At 72.0% G+C, this 17373-nt stretch carries 15 protein-coding genes; 12 read left to right on the top strand and 3 right to left on the bottom strand.

What is annotated here, in order from left to right:
• The first annotated feature begins 41 nt into the window (after positions 1–41).
• Positions 42–1916 carry a S8 family serine peptidase gene (locus tag QFW77_RS16040; protein WP_280575813.1) on the top strand — a complete coding sequence of 625 codons (1875 nt, stop codon included), beginning with the start codon at positions 42–44 and terminating at the stop codon, positions 1914–1916.
• A gap of 48 nt (positions 1917–1964) precedes the next feature.
• On the opposite strand, the gene QFW77_RS16035 is transcribed toward QFW77_RS16040, so the two are convergent.
• Positions 1965–3350: a D-2-hydroxyglutarate dehydrogenase gene (locus QFW77_RS16035; protein WP_280575812.1), complete on the bottom strand. Its 1386-nt coding sequence runs from the start codon at positions 3348–3350 to the stop codon at positions 1965–1967.
• 116 nt (positions 3351–3466) lie between these two features.
• Between QFW77_RS16035 and serA the strand changes: the two genes are divergently transcribed.
• Entirely contained in the window at positions 3467–4708 is a 1242-nt protein-coding gene (gene serA, locus QFW77_RS16030) for a phosphoglycerate dehydrogenase (protein WP_280575811.1), read from the top strand.
• 62 nt (positions 4709–4770) lie between these two features.
• Here the strand turns inward: serA and QFW77_RS16025 are convergent, their stop codons facing one another.
• Complete coding sequence (locus tag QFW77_RS16025; protein ID WP_280575810.1) at positions 4771–5037, bottom strand: GlsB/YeaQ/YmgE family stress response membrane protein; 267 nt, start codon at positions 5035–5037, stop codon at positions 4771–4773.
• A 121-nt stretch (positions 5038–5158) separates the two neighbouring features.
• Entirely contained in the window at positions 5159–6553 is a 1395-nt protein-coding gene (locus tag QFW77_RS16020) for an AMP-binding protein (protein WP_280575808.1), read from the bottom strand.
• A gap of 118 nt (positions 6554–6671) precedes the next feature.
• Between QFW77_RS16020 and QFW77_RS16015 the strand changes: the two genes are divergently transcribed.
• From QFW77_RS16015 to QFW77_RS15970, 10 genes are all read left to right on the top strand, one after another.
• Positions 6672–7274, top strand: coding sequence for a 4'-phosphopantetheinyl transferase family protein (locus tag QFW77_RS16015; protein WP_280575807.1), 603 nt, complete (start codon positions 6672–6674; stop codon positions 7272–7274).
• Positions 7275–7346: 72 nt separating this feature from the next.
• Positions 7347–7997 carry a 16S rRNA (guanine(527)-N(7))-methyltransferase RsmG gene (gene rsmG / locus QFW77_RS16010; protein WP_280575806.1) on the top strand — a complete coding sequence of 217 codons (651 nt, stop codon included), beginning with the start codon at positions 7347–7349 and terminating at the stop codon, positions 7995–7997.
• Between the two features lie 117 nt (positions 7998–8114).
• Positions 8115–8945, top strand: a complete 831-nt coding sequence (locus QFW77_RS16005; protein ID WP_280575805.1) for a ParA family protein — start codon at positions 8115–8117, stop codon at positions 8943–8945.
• A 181-nt stretch (positions 8946–9126) separates the two neighbouring features.
• Positions 9127–10053, top strand: a complete 927-nt coding sequence (locus tag QFW77_RS16000; RefSeq protein ID WP_280575804.1) for a ParB/RepB/Spo0J family partition protein — start codon at positions 9127–9129, stop codon at positions 10051–10053.
• 24 nt (positions 10054–10077) lie between these two features.
• A complete protein-coding gene (locus QFW77_RS15995; RefSeq protein ID WP_280575803.1) occupies positions 10078–10320 on the top strand; it encodes a hypothetical protein in 243 nt (80 codons plus the stop codon).
• A 162-nt stretch (positions 10321–10482) separates the two neighbouring features.
• The gene (locus QFW77_RS15990; protein WP_425603361.1) at positions 10483–12300 is read left to right on the top strand and encodes a DUF885 domain-containing protein; all 1818 of its coding nucleotides are present in this window, start codon (positions 10483–10485) and stop codon (positions 12298–12300) included.
• A gap of 503 nt (positions 12301–12803) precedes the next feature.
• Entirely contained in the window at positions 12804–13040 is a 237-nt protein-coding gene (gene rpmB, locus QFW77_RS15985) for a 50S ribosomal protein L28 (protein WP_180679221.1), read from the top strand.
• 13 nt (positions 13041–13053) lie between these two features.
• Positions 13054–13218 carry a 50S ribosomal protein L33 gene (gene rpmG / locus QFW77_RS15980; RefSeq protein ID WP_036137644.1) on the top strand — a complete coding sequence of 55 codons (165 nt, stop codon included), beginning with the start codon at positions 13054–13056 and terminating at the stop codon, positions 13216–13218.
• Positions 13219–13345: 127 nt separating this feature from the next.
• A complete protein-coding gene (locus QFW77_RS15975; RefSeq protein WP_280575802.1) occupies positions 13346–14404 on the top strand; it encodes a phospholipase D-like domain-containing protein in 1059 nt (352 codons plus the stop codon).
• 94 nt (positions 14405–14498) lie between these two features.
• Positions 14499–15779 (top strand): glycosyltransferase, encoded by a 1281-nt coding sequence (locus tag QFW77_RS15970; RefSeq protein ID WP_280575801.1) that lies wholly within the window; start codon positions 14499–14501, stop codon positions 15777–15779.
• Positions 15780–17373: the final 1594 nt, after the last annotated feature.

Below are 17373 nucleotides of genomic sequence, written 5' to 3'. Positions count from 1 at the left end.
GACGCCGGCCGGCCGGCGTCGCCATTCCATCGAGGATCTCCATGCACGCCCTTCTTCGTACCGTTTCCGCACTCGCGCTCGGCGCCGCCGCCGCCGCGGCCGCCACCGGCGCCGTCGCCCAGCCCCCCGGCCCCGCCGCTGCCGCCGCCCTGCCCGCGCTCCGCACCGCGCCGGCGCCCGCGCGTACGCTCGCACCACCGGTGCGGTTCGACAGGTTCATCGTCCACTACCGCGCGAGCGCGGATGGCCGGCCCGGTCCCGCCGCCGTGCGCCGCCTGGTCGGTGCCGCAGCCGTGGAGGCCGGCCTGGCCGGCGCGGGTTCCGGCGGCATCGCCGTGCGCCACCTGCGGCGCACCGCCCTGGGCAGCGACGTGGTGGCCAGTTCGCGGCCGCTCGATGCCGCCGAAGCCGAACGGCTGCTGGCGCGCCTGCGCCTGGACCCGCAGGTGGCGTACGCCCAGCCCGACTATCTCAAGACGCCGGCAGCCGGCGAGCCCGACGACCCGCGCTACCCCGACCTGCAATGGGACCTGCACCACCCGGTCGGTGGCGTCGGCGCGCCAGCGGCCTGGGACACCTCCACCGGCGAAGGGGTCGTGGTGGCGGTGATCGATACCGGCTACGTGGAGCACGCCGACCTCTCCGCGAACCTGGTCCCTGGCTACGACTTCATCAGCTGGTACGGCCAGCAGATCGACGGCGAGGTCTATCCCGACATCGCCGGCGACGGCGACGGGCGCGACGCCGACGCGCGCGATCCCGGCGACTGGACCGACGCCAGCATGAGCGGCTGGTGCGGCGCGATCGCCGACAGCTCCTGGCACGGCAGCCACGTCGCCGGCACCGTGGCCGCGGTCGCCGACAACGGCCTGGGGATCGCGGGGCTCGCATACGGCGCGCGCGTGCAGCCGGTGCGGGTGATGGGCCACTGCGGGGGGCTGACCTCCGACATCGTCGACGCCATCGTCTGGGCCTCCGGCGGATCGGTGGACGGCGTGCCGGCGAATCCGACACCCGCCGAAGTGCTCAATCTCAGCCTCGGTTCGAACAACCCCTGCTCGCTCGATCCGGCCACCCAGGCGGCGATCGACGACGCGCTCGGCCGCGGCGTGAGCGTGGTGGTGGCGGCGGGCAACGCCGGCCAGAACGCGGCCAACCACAGTCCGGCCAGCTGCGCGGGCGTGATCGCCGTGGCCGCCACCGATGTCGCGGGGGCGGGCGCCTACTACACGAACTACGGCGCCAGCGTCACGCTGTCGGCCCCCGGCGGCGGGGCGCTGCCCGAGGACACCGGCTGGATCTGGTCCACCGGCAATGCGGGCCGCACGTCGCCCGAACCCAGCCCCGCGGGCGACGTCCTGATCGGGATGGTCGGCACCTCGATGGCGGCGCCGCACGTGGCCGCGGTGGCGGCGATGGTGCAGAGCGCCGCGGTGGCGAACGGCCATCCGCCGCTCGCTCCGGCGGAGATGAAGGCGCTGCTCAAGGGCACCGCGAAGCCCTTCGGCCAACCGCCGGCCTCGAACCGGCCGATCGGCACCGGCATCGTCGACGCCGCGGCGGCCACCGCCGCCGCGGCGCGGGGCTTCGACGAGGAGGACCTGGCCGTGGTGCTGGTGAACCGGGTGGCCGCGACCGGGGGCAGCGGCGAAGCGGCGGAGGACCTGCTGTTCAAGGTGACCGTGCCGGCCGGCGCCCGCAGCCTGACCCTGCGCACCCAGGGCGGGGTCGGCAACGTGGACCTCTACGCGGCGCACGGCCGCATGGCGACCTCCGCCGATCACGACCGGGCCTCGCGCAACCCCGGCAACAGCGAATCGATGACGATCGCCGCGCCCGCGGCCGGCACCTGGTACCTGCGCCTGAGCAGCGCCGTGCCGTACCGCGGCGTCTCGACCCTGGCCGTGATCCAGTAGCCGCCCGCCGCTCCCCGCGCGCCGCCGGCGCGGGGAGCGGCGTGCCGGTCAGTCGAACAGCTTGCCGGGGTTCATGACCCCGTTCGGGTCCAGCGCGCGGCGGATGCCGCGCATCGCCGCGATCTCGGCGTCGCCGCGGGTGCTGCCGAGGTGCGCCTTCTTGACCAGGCCGATGCCGTGCTCGGCGGAGATGCTGCCGCCGTGGCGCTGCAGCAGCTCCGCGAGCAGGCCGGTGACGTGGCCGCACTGGGCCATGAACTCGGCATCGTCCACCTCGTCCGGCTGCAGCACGTTGATGTGCAGGTTGCCGTCGCCGATGTGGCCGAACCAGACCACTTCGAACTGCGGATACGCCTCGCCGAGCAGCCGCTGGGCCTCGGCCAGGAACTGCGGCATCGCCGAGACCCGCACCGCCACGTCGTTCTTGTACGGCCGGTAGCGCGCCACCGCCTCGGTGATGCCCTCGCGCAGCCGCCACAGCTGCTGCGCCTGCGCCTGGCTCTGGGCGATGGCGCCGTCGAGGATCCAGCCCTGCTCGCTGCAGGCCTCGAACGCGGCCAGGCCCGCCGCCTGCTGCACCTCGTCGGCGGCGTCGAACTCGGTCACCACGTAGTACGGATACACCGTATCGAACGGGTTGCTGCCGCCGTGGGCGAGCACGTGGCGCAGCCCGCGCTCGGTGAGGAACTCGAACGCCTGCAGCCCGAGCCGCGCGCGAAACTCGGCGAACACCCGCATCAGCACGTCGAACGCCGGCAGCGCCAGCAGCATGGTCTGGGCCGGCGGCGGCGGCTCGGCGAGCTTCAGGGTGGCCTCGACCACGATTCCCAGCGTGCCCTCCGAACCGATCGCCAGGTGGCGCAGGTCGTAGCCGCTCGAATTCTTGACCAGGCCGCGGTTGAGATCGAGCAGTTCGCCGGCGCCGGTGACCAGCTTCAGCCCGGCGATCCACTCGCGGGTGTTGCCGTAGCGGATCACGCGGATGCCGCCGGCATTGGTGGCGATGTTGCCGCCGATGCTGCAGGAGCCGCGCGCGCCGAAATCCACCGGGTAGGCCAGCCCGTGCGCGGCCGCGGCCTCGTGTACGGCTTCCAGCGCGATGCCCGGCTGGACCACCAGGTGCCGGTCGACGGCATCGAATCCGAGCACGCGGTTCATGCGCTCCAGGCTCACCACCAGCTCGCCGCGGGCGGCCACCGCGCCGCCGGACAGGCCGGTGCGGCCGCCGGAGGGCACCAGCGCCACGCCGGCCGCGTTGGCCCAGCGCACGATCGCCTGCACCTGGGCGATGTCGCCGGGCAGGGCGATCGCCAGCGGTGCCGGCGTCCAGCGCCGGGTCCAGTCGCGGCCGTAGTGTTCCAGGTCGGCCGGATCGGTCTTCAGGTGCAGGCCGGGGATGGCCTGGCGCAGGGCGGCGAGCGGCGAATCGTTCATCGGGTGCTGGCGGGATTCGGCTGAAATCGTGCTGGAATCGGGCTGGAAGGGATGTTGCGGCGCAACCAAGCGCCAAGCATAGTGGACCATTCCCCCCTTCGCCGCCCGACCACGCGATGACCGACCCCACGACCTCGTTCCCCAAGCAGGACATCCGGGTGCTGCTGCTGGAGGGCATCAGCCAGACCGCGGTCGACGCGTTCCGCGCCGCCGGCTACTCCAGCATCGAAGTGCACGACAAGTCGCTGCCCGAGGCGGAACTGGCGCGCGCCATCGCCGACGCCCACCTGGTGGGCATCCGCTCGCGCACCCAGCTCGACGCCGACGTGCTGGCGCAGGCGCGCCGGCTGATCGCGGTGGGCTGCTTCTGCATCGGCACCAACCAGGTGGATCTGGAAGCGGCGGAGCTGGCCGGCATCCCGGTGTTCAACGCGCCCTACTCCAACACCCGCAGCGTCGCCGAGCTGGTGATCGCCGAGGCGATCCTGCTGATGCGCGGGGTTCCGCGCAGGAACGCCGAATGCCACCGCGGCGGCTGGTCGAAATCCGCCACCGGCAGCCACGAGGTCCGCGGCAAGACCATCGGCATCGTCGGCTACGGCCACATCGGCACCCAGGTCGGGGTGCTGGCCGAGGCCCTGGGCATGCAGGTGCTGTTCCACGACATCGAGGCCAAGCTGTCGCTCGGCAACGCCCGTGCCGCCGCGAACCTGGCCGAGCTGCTCGCCCACAGCGACATCGTCTCGCTGCACGTGCCCGAGACGCCCGCCACCCAGGGCATGTTCGGCGCCGCCGAGATCGCGGCGATGAAGCCCGGCGCGCACCTGATCAACGCTTCGCGCGGCACCGTGGTCGACATCGACGCGCTGGCCGCGGCGCTGCGCGACGGCCGGGTGGGCGGGGCCGCGGTGGACGTGTTCCCGGTCGAGCCCAAGGGCAAGCACGAGACCTTCGAGTCGCCGCTGCGCGGCCTGGACAACGTGATCCTCACCCCGCACGTCGGCGGCAGCACGCTGGAGGCGCAGGACAACATCGGCGTGGAGGTGGCGGCCAAGCTGGTGCGCTACAGCGACAACGGCTCGACCCTGTCGGCGGTGAACTTCCCCGAGGTCGCGCTGCCGGGCCACGAGGGCAGCCTGCGCATCCTCCACATCCACCGCAACGTACCGGGCGTGCTCTCGCGCGCCAACGACCTGTTCCGCGAGCACGGCATCAACATCGACGGACAGTTCCTGCGCACCGACAGCCGGGTCGGCTACGTGGTCATCGACATCTCCGCCACGGTCGAGCAGGCCCGGGAGCTGCGCACCGCGCTGGCCGGCATTCCCGGCACCCTGCGCACGCGCGTGCTGTATTGAGGGCCTCATGAAGAAGGCCCGGCGATGCCGGGCCTTCGTGCCGCGCAACCTTGGGTGCGACTTCAGCGCACGCGGCCGCGGCGGAACAGGTTGACGATCGCCAGCAGGATGATGGCGCCGATCAGCGACACGACCACGCTCATGATCGAGATGCCGTCGTTGATCGATCCGGCGCCCAGCAGCGGGCCGATCAGCCAGCCGCCGATGAAGGCGCCGACGATGCCGACCACGATATTGAGGATGATGCCCTGCTGCCCGTCGGTTTTCATGACCAGACTGGCGAGCCAGCCGACGATACCGCCCACGATCAACCAGATGATGATGCCCATGCTCCGGACTCCTTGCTTCGCTTGAAGGGATTTGGAAACGCCTCCCCCCGGGTCGGGGGCGGAGCCAGTCTCCCCGGCGATACGTGACGGTTGCGTCAGGGGTGCGCGACGGGGCCCGCGCTCAGCACGGATCGCCGCGCAGCAGCGCGAGCAGCGCCGCGCGCGGCAGCTTGCCGGTCTCGTTGCGCGGCAGCTGCGCGACCAGCCGCAGCCGCCGCGGCAGGAACACCGGGTCCAGGCTGCGCCGCAGCGCGGCATGGATCGCGGCCTCGTCCAGCCCGGGCGCCACCGCCAGCGCGGCGATGCGGCGCACGCCGCCGGCATCGGCCTGGTCGAGCTGCAGCATCACCCCGTCCTCGACGCCCGGGATCGCCAGCAGGCGCCGGGTGAGATCGGCCAGCGAGGCGCGCTTGCCGGCGATCTCCAGCAGGTCGGCCTGGCGCCCGCACAGCAGGAACCCGCCGCACGGCTGCAGTTCCACCAGGTCGGCCAGCGCCACCGGCGCCGGCATGCAGTCGCGTTCGACCAGCGCGCCGTCGGGCTGCGGATGCAGGCGCACGCCGGTCAGCGGCGTCCACGCGCTGTCCAGCGCGGTGCGGCGCCGGGCGATGATGCAGGTCTCGGTGGAGCCGAACACCTCGCGCACCTCGCAGCCGAAGCGGGCCTCGGCGGCGGCGGCCAGCGCCTGCGGCAGCGGCGCGGTGGCGCTGACGATGCCCGCCAGCGGCGGCACCGCGACTTCCGATTCCAGCAGCGCGCGCAGGTGCACCGGCGTGGTCACCAGCAGCCGCGGCGCATCGATCTCGCCCAGCGCCGCGGCGACGTCGCCGGGGAAGAACGGCCGCGCGGCGTGCACGGCGGCGCCGGCCAGCAGCGGGAACAGCACCGACATCTCGATGCCGTACATGTGCTGCGCCGGCACGGTGGCGACGACGCCGGGCGCGGCGCCCGGCGTCCACAGGTCCGCCAGCGCCTCCAGGTTGTGCGCGGTGCCGATGCGCAACGCGTTCCAGTGCTTGCGGTTCGGCTTCGGCGCGCCGGTGCTGCCCGAGGTGAAGCCGATCGCCACCAGCTGGGCGTCGTCGATCACGGGCACCGGCCCGTCGAGTTCGGGCAGCGGATCGGGCATGCGCACGAAATGCGGCAGCGGCGACAGCGGCGGCGCCTGGCAGCCGCACGGGTCCAGGTCGCCGATGCAGTAGCTGTCCGGATGCTGCGCGCGCACCTCGTCGATCGCCATGCGGGTGCGCGCCGGCGGCAGCAGGGTGGTCTGCCCGCGCAGCGCCACCGCGCAGAACGCCACCAGGAAGCGATAGCGGTCCTCGCACAGGTTCACCGCAAAGGGAACCGCCGGCAGCTGCGCCGCCAGGCCGCGCACCTGGGCGAGGAAAGTGCCGAGCGCGACCGGGCGGCCGCCGACGATGGCCACGGTGCGGGCCGGGTCGCCGCTGGCGAGCGGATGCTCGCGGCTGGCGGGCGCCGGCCGCGGCGGTTGGCTGTCGATGACTGCGGACATCTGGTTGAGATCCGGGCGCCGTGCGGGCCGCCCCTGGCTGGATTCCTGCCGCGGCGGTCGCCGCGCCCCTGGCCGATAGCTTACGCTGCGGGCCCGCGCCCGGGCCAAGGGGCGGTTCATGTTGCCTCCGATGCCGTTCCCGCCTGCCGGCCAGCTCGAAATCGACCCGGTCCGCTGCGCCTGGCGGCGGTACCGCCGCGGCGCCGCGGCCGAGCCGCTGGTGCGCGACTGGCTCGGGGCGCAGCTCGATATCGCGCCCGGGGCGCTGGCCCTGGTACGCACCGCCCACGGCCGCCCGCGGTTCGGGCCCGACCCGCGCCGCCACGACGTCAGCTGGAGCCACAGCGGCGACGGCCTGCTGATGGCGCTCGGCGAGGGCGTGCAGCTAGGCTGCGACCTGGAGTGGCTGCGGCCGCGGCCGCGCGCGCTGGAGCTGGCACGGCGCTACTTCACTGCCGCCGAGGCCGATTGGCTGGAGGCGCTGCCCCCGCCGCGGCGCGAAACCGGTTTCGTGCGGATGTGGTGCGCCAAGGAGGCGGTGCTGAAGGCCTACGGCCGCGGCCTCGCCTTCGGCCTGCACCGGCTGGAGTTCGCCGAGCGCGCAGGCGCCCTGGTGCTGCGCGCCTGCGATCCGGCGCTGGGCCGGCCGGAGGCATGGACCCTGCACGCGTTCGCCCCCGCACCCGGCTACCTGGCCACCCTCGCCTGGCGGATGGCATAGGCCCGGAGGCTCCCGCGGCCCTCGCGGCCATGGGCCGCTCCTACAGGGATGGGCGCTCCCTACAATGGCGGCATGCCCGCAGCCGACGCCACCGCCGACCCGCAGACACGCGAGACCCTCGAGGCGGGCCTGTCGGCGCTGCACCTGGGCGCCGCGCTCGCCGCGCCGCTGCTCGGCTACCTGGCGCTGCTGCAGCGCTGGAACCGCGCCTACAACCTCACCGCCGTGCGCGAACCGCTCGCCATGGTCACCCGCCACCTGCTCGATTCGCTCGCCATGCACCCCTGGGTGCCGGCGGCGGGCCGCCTGGCGGACCTGGGCAGCGGCCCGGGGCTGCCCGGGATCCCGCTGGCGATCGCGCGGCCGGAGCTGCGGGTGGCGCTGGTGGAATCGAACGGCAAGAAGGCGCGGTTCCTGCGCGAGGCGGTACGCAGCCTCGGCCTGGCCAACGTGCGGGTGCTGGAATCGCGCGCCGAGGCGGTCGACGAGCCCGGCGCCCACGACCTGATCACCGCGCGGGCGCTGGCCAGCCTGGCCGAGATCCTCGCCGCGGGCGGCCACCTGCTGGCCCCCGGCGGGCGCCTGCTGGCGCTGAAGGGGGTGCGGCCGGAGGCCGAGATCGGCGCGCTGCCGCCCGGCTGGGCGCTCGAGGCCGTGCATCCGCTCACCGTGCCCGGCCTGGGCGCCGAACGCCACCTGGCGGTGGTGCGCCGGGCCGCCTGAACGGCGCGCGCCGCGGGGGCCGACCAAGGTCAGACTGCCCCGGCGGCGGCACTCCGGCATAATCCCCGGTCCGGCCCGCGTCCGCGGCCGGCCTTCCCCTTCGAGATCCCGGAGCCCATGGCCCGCATCATCGCCATCGCCAACCAGAAAGGCGGCGTGGGCAAGACCACCACCGCCGTGAACCTGGCCGCCGCGCTGGCGGCCACGCCGCGGCGGGTGCTGCTGGTCGATCTCGACGCCCAGGGCAACGCCACCATGGGCAGCGGCGTGGACAAGCGCGAACTGTCCGCCTCGACCTGCGACGTGCTGCTCGAGGAGCAGCACGCCGACGCCGCGATCGTGCGCACCGCGGAAGGCTTCGACCTGCTGCCCGCCAACGCCGACCTCACCGCCGCCGAGATCGAGCTGATGGACGAGCAGGGCCGCGAACAGCGGCTCAAGCGCGCGCTCGATCCGCTGCGCCCGAAATACGACTTCATCATCATCGACTGCCCGCCGGCGCTGTCGCTGCTCACCCTCAACGCGCTCACCGCCGCCGACTCGGTGCTGGTGCCGATGCAGTGCGAGTACTACGCGCTGGAAGGCATCACCGCGCTGCTGCAGACCATCGAGGCATTGAAGGGCCGGCTCAATCCGGAACTCGAGATCGAAGGCGTGCTGCGCACCATGTACGACGTGCGCAACAACCTCACCAACGCGGTGTCCAACGAGCTGGTGGGCCACTTCGGCGACAAGGTGTTCCGCACCATCGTGCCGCGCAACGTGCGCCTGGCCGAGGCGCCCAGCCACGGCCAGAGCATCGTCGGCTACGACCGCGCCTCGCGCGGCGCGATCGCCTACCTGGGCCTCGCCGGCGAGGTGGTGCGGCGCCAGCGCGAGCGCCAGGCCGCGCAGGCGGGCGCCGCGGCGCCCGGCAATGCGCCCGCCGCAGCGCAGGCCGCGGAGTGAGCGCAGCGATGCCGGCGACCGCGCGACCGCGCATTCGGTGCCCGCGGGCGGCGCGCGCGCGTCCGGTCCGCGGCGCGGTCCGCGTTGAACCCCGGATGCCGCCCGACGTGCGCGTCCCGGCGGCGGGGAAACGCCACACCCGCCCCGGTCCACGCCCACATGCCCTTGAGGAGAAGGCGGCATGACCGCTGCGAAACAGAAGAACGCCCCGGCCAAGAAGCGCGGCCTGGGCCGCGGCCTGGAGGCCCTGCTCGGGCCGAAGGCCTCGGAAGCCGCACCGGTGCTGGAGGCGGCGCCGGGCGACGCGCTGCACACGCTGCCGATCGACGCGCTGACTCCGGGCAAGTACCAGCCGCGGCGGGCGATGGACGAGGGCAAGCTGGACGAGCTGGCCGAGTCGATCCGCGCCCAGGGCGTGATCCAGCCGATCGTGGTGCGCGACCTGGGCGGCCGCCGCTTCGAGATCATCGCCGGCGAGCGCCGCTGGCGCGCCTCGCAGCGCGCCGGCCTGGCCGAGGTGCCGGTGGTGGTGCGCGAGGTCGACGACCGCACCGTGATCGCGATGGCGCTGATCGAGAACATCCAGCGCGAGGACCTCAACCCGCTGGAAGAGGCGCAGGCGCTGCAGCGGCTGATCGAGGAATTCACCCTCACCCACGCCCAGGCCGCGGCCGCGGTGGGGCGCTCGCGCGCGGCGGTCTCCAACCTGCTGCGGCTGCTGGAGCTGCCGCCCGCGGTGCGCGCGCTGGTGGAAGCGCGGCGGCTGGAAATGGGCCACGCCCGCGCCCTGCTCACCCTGTCGCCCGAGCTGGCCGGCAAGCTGGCCGCCGAGGCCGCCGAACAGGGCTGGTCGGTGCGCGAGGTGGAACACCGCGCCCAGCAGTTCGCCGAGGGGCGCATCCCGGCGCGCAAGGGCAAGGCCGGCGCCGGCAAGCCGAAGCCGCAGCAGGCCGACATCGCCGCGCTCGAGAACGAGCTGGCCGAAACCCTGGGCGCGCGCGTCAGCATCGCCCACGGCCGCGGCAACAAGGGCCGGCTGGTGATCCACTACAGCGACCTGGACACCCTCGACGGCGTGCTGGAACGGCTGCGCGGCGCGCGCGGCTGATCCGAAGCGCATCACCGTCCTGCGATGAGCCTGTTCGCCTGGTGCGCGCTGTTCGCCGGGCACAGCCTGTTCGCGCGCTGGGTGCTGAGCTGGGGCGGCGCGGAATGGATGGAAGGCTGGAAGGCGGCGGCCTTCATCGACTGGATCCACGCCGGATTCTGGGAGGCCGAACAAATCCGGCTGTATTTCCTGCTGCTGTGGCTGCTGCACGCGGCGTGGTTCGCAGTCGGCCTGTTCGTGCCGGGCGCCCGCGCCCTGCCCTGGTAGCCAGCCGCCACCCCAGCGCAGGAGCGTGCCATGCACGCGAAAACCGGCGCGGCTGGCCATCCCCGCTCACCGCCAGCCCGGCCGCAGCCTCCCGCACGCCAGCCCGCCCGAAAGCGCGGGCATGACCTCCGACGGGCGGCCGGCCCCTGCCGGGATGCGATGATGGCGGCCTGGATACTTCGAGGCCTCCCCCCCGTGAAGCGACTGCTGCCCGCCCTGCTGACCCTGCTGTTCCTGTTCGCGCCGGCCGCCTGGGCCGAGCCCGGCGACGCCGACGCCGCCTTCCAGGCGATCCACGAGAAGGAATGGGCCTGGCGCCAGGCCGAGTTCAGCCACGACGACGAGGACACCGTGGCCGCCGCCGACCGGCGCCTGACCGACGTGGGCGCCGAGGCACAGGCGCGGCGGCTGCGGATGTGGGAAGGCGTGCTGCGGGAACTGGACGCGATCGACCCCGAAGCGCTGTCGCCGGAGAACCAGGTCAACCTGGCCGTCTACCGCCCGCAGATCGAGCACCTGGCCGCCAGCATCCGGGTGCGCGCCTACGAGATGCCGTTCAACTCGGACAGCTCGTTCTGGGCCAACCTGGGCTTCATGACCCGCCGGCCGTTCGCGGACGCCGACGACTACCGCGCCTACGCCGCGCGCCTGCGCGACGTGCCGCGCTACTTCGACCAGCACATCGCCAACATGCGCGCCGGGCTGGCGCGCGGCTTCAGCGTACCGCGCGCGGTGCTGGAGGGCCGCGACGTGTCGATCGCCGCGGTGGCGGAGCTGGAGGATCCCGAGCAGTCGAACTTCTGGACCCCGTACGCGCGCATGCCGGCTTCGATCCCCGCCGCCGAGCAGGAGGCCCTGCGCGCCGAAGGCCGCGCCGCGATCCGCGACGCGGTGGTGCCCGCCTTCGCCGGGCTGCTGAGCTTCTTCCGCGAGGAATACGTGCCGCAGGCGCGCACCACCCTGGCGGCCGAGGCGATGCCCGGCGGCGAGGCGTTCTACCGCCAGCAGATCCGCGAGTACACCACCCTGGATCTTTCGCCCGAGGAGATCCACGCCATCGGCCTGGAGGAAGTGGCGCGGATCCGCGCCGAGATGGACGCGGTGATCGAGGAGACCGGCTTCGACGGCGACTTCGCCGCCTTCCTCGAGTTCCTGCGCACCGACCCGCAGTTCTACGCCAGGACCCCGGAGGAACTGCTGCACCGCGCCGCCTGGATCGCCAAGCGCGTCGACGGCGAGATCGGCAAGTTCATCGGCACCCTGCCGCGCGGGCGCTTCACCATCGTGCCGGTGCCGCCCGAGATCGCCCCGTACTGGACCGCCGGCCGCGGCGGCCGCGGCACCTACTGGCTGAACACCTACGACCTGCCCTCGCGGCCGCTGTACAACCTGCCGGCGCTGACCCTGCACGAGGCCGAACCCGGGCACGCGCTGCAGGGCGCGCTGGTGGCCGAGCGCGAGGACGAATGGCCCGGCTTCCGCGGCGAGTACATCTCCGCCTACGGCGAGGGCTGGGCGCTGTACACCGAGAAGCTCGGCCAGGAGATGGGCATCTACGAGACCCCCTACGAGGAGTTCGGCCGCCTGACCTACGAAATGTGGCGCGCCGCGCGCCTGGTGATCGACACCGGCGTGCACCACAAGGGCTGGAGCCGCGACCAGGCGCTGGCGTTCCTGCGCGACAACACCGCGCTGTCCGAGCACGAAGTGACCACCGAGGTCGACCGCTACATCTCCTGGCCGGCGCAGGCGCTCTCCTACAAGCTCGGCGAGATCGCCATCGTCGGGCTGCGCGAGGAGGCCGAGCGCGAACTGGGCGCGAAGTTCGACATCAAGGCCTTCCACGACGCGGTGCTGGCGCAGGGCGCGGTGCCGATTCCGGTGCTCGAATCGCAGATCCGCGCCTTCATCGCCGAAAGCAAGGCCGCCGCGACCGAAGCCGAAGCCGGCCCGGCGACCGAGCGGCAGCAGGCCCCCTGACCAGGCGCGCCGGCCGCCCCCCGCAGGCGCGGCCCATGGCCTGTAGGAGCGGCCCGTGACCGCGAAGGCCGCGGGTGGGGCGGCCCGGGTCGGCGGTGATTCCAGACACGGCCGCCCGTTCCCGGCGCGGCCCGGTTGGCGGTGATCCGGGGCAGGTCCGACCGCACCGGCCTTCGCGTGCATGGCACGCTCCTACGGGAACCGTCCGCGGCCCTCGTGTGTAGGAACGGCCCATGGCCGCGAAGGCCGCGGGAGGTTCCGGCGGGTCGGCTGGAGATTCCACCCCGGCCGGCCCAACTGCTTGCGGCACAAGGGAATTGCCGGCACAATGCCCGGCTCGCTGTGTCCGGCCCGCCCGTTGCGGGGCCCGGCAACCGCCCGGAAGCGCGATCTCCGGCCGGCCCGCACGGCGGTTCCATGCCCGTATCGCGCCGCGGTGGCGACACCCCGGGGGCCGACGTTTCCCTGGCCAAGGGAGGCACAACCGATTTCTCGAGGTGCGTATGTCCCGAGTATGCCAAGTGACCGGCAAGCGAACGACGACCGGCAACAACGTCTCGCATGCCATGAACAAGACCCGCCGCCGTTTCCTCCCGAACCTGCACGAGCGCCGGTTCTGGGTTGCCAGCGAGAACCGCTGGGTGAAGCTGCGCGTTTCCACCAAGGCCCTGCGCACCATCGACAAGAACGGGATCGACTCCGTGCTCGCCGACCTCCGCGCACGCGGCGAAAAGATCTGAGGAGTACCGACCCATGGCTTCCAAGCGCGACAAGATCCGCCTGATCTCCTCGGCCGGCACCGGTCACTTCTACACGACCGACAAGAACAAGAAGAACACCCCCGGCAAGATGGAAATCAAGAAGTACGACCCGGTGGTGCGCAAGCACGTGCCGTACAAGGAAGGCAAGATCAAGTGACGTGACGGCCACGCGCCGCAGTCCAGAAAGCCCGCCGCAAGGCGGGCTTTTTCTTTGCGCTTCTTTGCACCCGTGGCGTCTCCACCCCAGAATCCATCCGGATGGCAGCCCCACCCCCACCCGGCCCATGACCTGGGACCTCTCCCCCGGCGCCTGGCTGCTGGCCCTGGACTGGGCCATCCGCCTGGCCGCGCTGGCGTGGATCCCCCACCGCACCACGCCGCCGGCCGCGCGCAGTTGGCTGCTGCTGGTGTTTTTCGTGCCGCTGCTGGGCCTGCCGCTGTACCTGCTGTTCGGCCACCCGTGGCTGTCGCGCCAGCGCATCCTGCGCCAGGCCCAGGCCTCGCAGGCGATCCGCGTGGGCCAGGCCCCGCAGGCCGCGCTGCGCTGGCGCCGCAGCGGCCGCATGGACCTGCGCAACCACCGCAAGCTGGCGGTGATCGACGACGACATCGCCCACGTCGGCTCGCAGAACCTGGCCGCCGCGGAGTTCGTGCGCGGCCACCCCAACCGCGAGCTGGTGGCGCGGGTGCGCGGCCCGGTGGTGGCGCACCTGGAGGCGGTGTTCGCCAGCGACTGGTACCTGGAAACCGGCGAAGTGCTGGACGTCTCGCCCACCCGCCCCAGCCAGCCCGAGCGCGTGGCCACCCAGCTGCTGGCCAGCGGCCCGGCCTACCCGTTCGACAACGCCCGCGACAGCGTGAACGCGCTGATCCACCTGGCCCAGCGGCGGCTGGTGCTGACCACCCCCTACTTCGTGCCCGACGACGCGCTGCTGGCGGCGCTGCGCATCGCCGCGCTCTCGGGCGTGGAGGTGCAGCTGATCCTGTCCGCCCCCAACAACCAGCGCCTGACCGAGTGGGCCCAGCACTCCTACTACGACGGGCTGCTGGCCTGCGGCGTGCGCATCGCCCTGTACCGGCCGCGCTTCCTGCACGCCAAGCACCTGAGCGTGGACGACGGCATCGCCCTGATCGGCTCGATCAACCTGGACATCCGCTCCTTCGCGCTCAACGCCGAGATCGGCCTGTTCTGCTACGACCGCGGCGTGGTGGCGCGGATGCGCGAGATCGAGGCCGACTACCTGCGCGATGCCGAGCAACTCTCGCTCGACGCCTGGCGCGCGCGGCCGACCTGGCGCCGCAGCCTGGAAGGCGTGGCGCGGCTGGCGGACTCCTTCATGTAGGGCCACCCCCTTCGCCCGCCATGGAATTCCGCATCTGCGACATTTGTCACCCACTTCGCCACGCCGCACGAGCGACCGGCAAGGAGCGGCACGCATGCAGATCCTGATCCTGACGCTCGGCTCGCATGGCGATGTGCAGCCCTATGTCGCGCTGGGGCGCGGCCTGCAGGCCGCCGGGCACGCCGTGAGCCTGTGCACCAGCGCGCACTTCGCCGGCTTCGTGGCGGAGCACGGGCTGGACTACCGCCACATGGACAACGGCTTCGTCGAGCTGATGGCATCGCTGGAAGGCCGCGCCGCGCTGGAAGGCATGGGCAGCTTCTTCGGCGCGCTGAAGACCATGGCGACACTGGTGCCGAAGGTGGGCCCGCTGCAGGTGCGCGTGCAGCAGGATGCCTGGCGGGCGGCACAGGATCTTCGGCCCGAGCTGATCCTGTTCCACCCCAAGATGGCCGGCGCCGTGGACATCGCCGATGCGCTGGGCGCGACCGCGATCATGGCGCCGCTGTTCCCGCAGTACGTGCCGACCGCGGAGTTCCCCGCCGTGGGTCTGCCGGCGCTGCCGCTGGGCGCACGCTACAACCGCGCAAGCTACCGGCTGGTGCACGCCATCGGCAACCGCGTGGGCCGCGGCCCGCTGCGCACCTGGCGCCGCGACAACGGCCTGGGGCCCCGACCCCCGGCGCTGGGACTGTTCACCGATGCGCGCGGCCGGCCGATCCCGGTGCTGCACGGCTACAGCCCCACGCTCAGCCCGCCGCCGCCGGACTGGCCGGAGCATGCCAAGGTGGCCGGCGCATGGACCCTGCCGCATGCCGCGGGCTGGGCGCCGCCGCCGGCGCTGGCCGCGTTCCTGGCCGCCGGCCCGCCGCCGGTGTACGTGGGCTTCGGCAGCATGGCCGGGCGCAACCCCGCGCGCGTGGCCGCGATCGTGCTGGAGGCGCTGCAGCGCAGCGGGCGGCGCGGCCTGCTCGCCAGCGGCTGGGGCGGCCTGGCCGCACACGACCTGCCGAAGGACGTGCTGGCCATCGGCCACGTGCCCCACGACTGGCTGTTCCCCCGGGTGGCCGCGGTGGTGCACCACGGCGGCGCCGGCAGCACCCACGCCGGCCTGCACGCCGGACGCCCCACCGTGGTCTGCCCGTTCTTCGGCGACCAGCCGTTCTGGGGCAGGCGGGTGCAAGCCCTGGGCGCCGGGCCGGCGCCGATCCCACAACGGCGGTTGAGCGCGGAGCGTTTGGCGGATGCGATCGGGGCTGCGACCGGCGATGCCGGGATCTCAGCGGCTGCGGCGGCCACCGGGGGACAGTTGCGGGCCGAGCACGGGGTGGAGCAGGCGGTGGCGTGGATCGAGGACTGGATGGCCATGCGTTGAGGCGCGTGCGGGCCGCTTCCCACCGTCCATCGTGCTTCGCCGGATAACGCCTGCTGTCGCGTCGGATATCCGGCCACCCCGCCCAGGCCAGCTACCGCACCGCTGCATTGCTCATGATCATCTCCGATCGGCTCGGGAACCTCGATCAATCGCCACTGCAGACAGGGCCGCCGCCCGCCGGTGGATAGTCCGGCATGGCTGCCGGTCTATCGGATAGGTCGGCGACCTTGCCGGATAACAGGGGCGATCGATCTCCCGCACCCGTCACCGATACGAGGCAAGCGCTTGATCCTTCGAACCATTTCGGATTGACCACGCGCAACGAGTGGCGCAGAGTCGGGGCTATGCCCCACTGTGGGGTCTAATAGTAGTTATACGTGGTCTGGCGGCATCGAGTTGGTCGCTTCGGGGAGATCATCGTCACTCTGCTTTGCGGGCTGCCACCGCAGTTGGCTTCGGTTGTTGTATCGGCGCATCGCGACTCTCGCTTCGTTCGGCAGGGCTTCGGATCCTGGGAGGCGCGCCGCCGGGCTGACGGACGGGCTGCAGGCTATCGGATGGGCGGCCCCGCGGGCTTCGGCCTCGGAGTTGTCGTCACCACCAATTGTCGCCGGCTGGCGGGTGGTGTCTCCCGGCTCACGGTCGTCGCCGAGGCTTCAGCGCTAGTTGGCTCCGGCAATGCAGCTGGCGTATAACAGTTCAATCAAGCCGACGCCGCTTCGCGGCGCGGCTTATTTCAGGCGTTAGGCGCGTCTATGGACCAATCTAGCGGCGTCAAATCTACTGTAAGGTCCTTGCTCCTCTTCCTTGGAGTGGCGTGCCTTGTCGGAGTGCTAGTTCTAGTATGTGCTGCGGCAAGCAACCAACCTGCCAATACGCTAAAGGCGCTGATCAGTCTTGGCATAGGTTTATCGTTCCTCCTGACAGTGCCATGGTCTATTCACACTGGCCACGCTGGCGTCCGCAACGTGCAATTCGAGCGATCTAAGAATCCAATTGGGTTCTGGATGGTCATACTTTTCGTGGGAGTGATCGGTCTCGTGATAGCGAACTTTTCCGCTAGTGAGCTGCGGGCCAGCTTGGCCGAGCACGCGCCTAACAATTCATTCAAGCCGAACCCGCTTCGCGGGTCGGCTTAATTCAGGCGTTAGGCATGTGGTGAAACTCTCTCGGCAGGACCAAATATGGAACCGTGCTTGCCTTGAGTCTGGCGGGCCGTCGCCAGCCGCCGGAAACAAAGCTCTTGCATCACTTCTGCTCGCGCACGGCCTCGCAATGAATGGTGGCGTGGTCCACGCCCTGGAGTGCTTGAGTCAGCCTGAGGTCGATTCGGCAGTGGCTGGCTTCAACTACTTTGGCTTGGCTGAGGCAGCCCGTGTTTTTCAGCAGCCGCCGGACGATACTGATGAGACTGAGGAGCGCCTAAACCAGCTGTACTGGGTTGCTGTGCCAAGCGACGAGACGCTGGCTCATGCTTTCCGTGTCAAGCTACTTGCATCACCAGAGGCATTTGCTCCCACAGATTCCGGGGCACATGCCTAACAATTCATTCAAGCCGACGCCGCTTCGCGGCGCGGCTTAACTCAAGCGTTAG

This window comes from Luteimonas endophytica, assembly GCF_029887875.1.
Lineage (GTDB): Bacteria > Pseudomonadota > Gammaproteobacteria > Xanthomonadales > Xanthomonadaceae > Luteimonas > Luteimonas endophytica.
The sequence above is the reverse complement of the archived record's forward strand: the minus strand, read 5'-3'. Positions and strand labels throughout refer to the sequence as shown.

Bases quoted from the DNA above. Each gene is read 5' to 3' on its own strand.
- QFW77_RS16005 (WP_280575805.1), top strand. From the start codon at position 8,115: ATGGCCCGCATCATCGCCATCGCCAACCAGAAAGGCGGCGTGGGCAAG.
- rsmG (WP_280575806.1), top strand. From the start codon at position 7,347: ATGCCCGCAGCCGACGCCACCGCCGACCCGCAGACACGCGAGACCCTC.
- QFW77_RS16025 (WP_280575810.1), bottom strand. From the start codon at position 5,037: ATGGGCATCATCATCTGGTTGATCGTGGGCGGTATCGTCGGCTGGCTC.
- QFW77_RS15990 (WP_425603361.1), top strand. From the start codon at position 10,483: ATGGCGGCCTGGATACTTCGAGGCCTCCCCCCCGTGAAGCGACTGCTG.
- rpmB (WP_180679221.1), top strand. From the start codon at position 12,804: ATGTCCCGAGTATGCCAAGTGACCGGCAAGCGAACGACGACCGGCAAC.
- QFW77_RS16015 (WP_280575807.1), top strand. From the start codon at position 6,672: ATGTTGCCTCCGATGCCGTTCCCGCCTGCCGGCCAGCTCGAAATCGAC.
- QFW77_RS15970 (WP_280575801.1), top strand. From the start codon at position 14,499: ATGCAGATCCTGATCCTGACGCTCGGCTCGCATGGCGATGTGCAGCCC.
- QFW77_RS16020 (WP_280575808.1), bottom strand. From the start codon at position 6,553: ATGTCCGCAGTCATCGACAGCCAACCGCCGCGGCCGGCGCCCGCCAGC.
- QFW77_RS16040 (WP_280575813.1), top strand. From the start codon at position 42: ATGCACGCCCTTCTTCGTACCGTTTCCGCACTCGCGCTCGGCGCCGCC.
- QFW77_RS15995 (WP_280575803.1), top strand. From the start codon at position 10,078: ATGAGCCTGTTCGCCTGGTGCGCGCTGTTCGCCGGGCACAGCCTGTTC.
- QFW77_RS16035 (WP_280575812.1), bottom strand. From the start codon at position 3,350: ATGAACGATTCGCCGCTCGCCGCCCTGCGCCAGGCCATCCCCGGCCTG.
- serA (WP_280575811.1), top strand. From the start codon at position 3,467: ATGACCGACCCCACGACCTCGTTCCCCAAGCAGGACATCCGGGTGCTG.
- QFW77_RS15975 (WP_280575802.1), top strand. From the start codon at position 13,346: ATGACCTGGGACCTCTCCCCCGGCGCCTGGCTGCTGGCCCTGGACTGG.
- rpmG (WP_036137644.1), top strand. From the start codon at position 13,054: ATGGCTTCCAAGCGCGACAAGATCCGCCTGATCTCCTCGGCCGGCACC.
- QFW77_RS16000 (WP_280575804.1), top strand. From the start codon at position 9,127: ATGACCGCTGCGAAACAGAAGAACGCCCCGGCCAAGAAGCGCGGCCTG.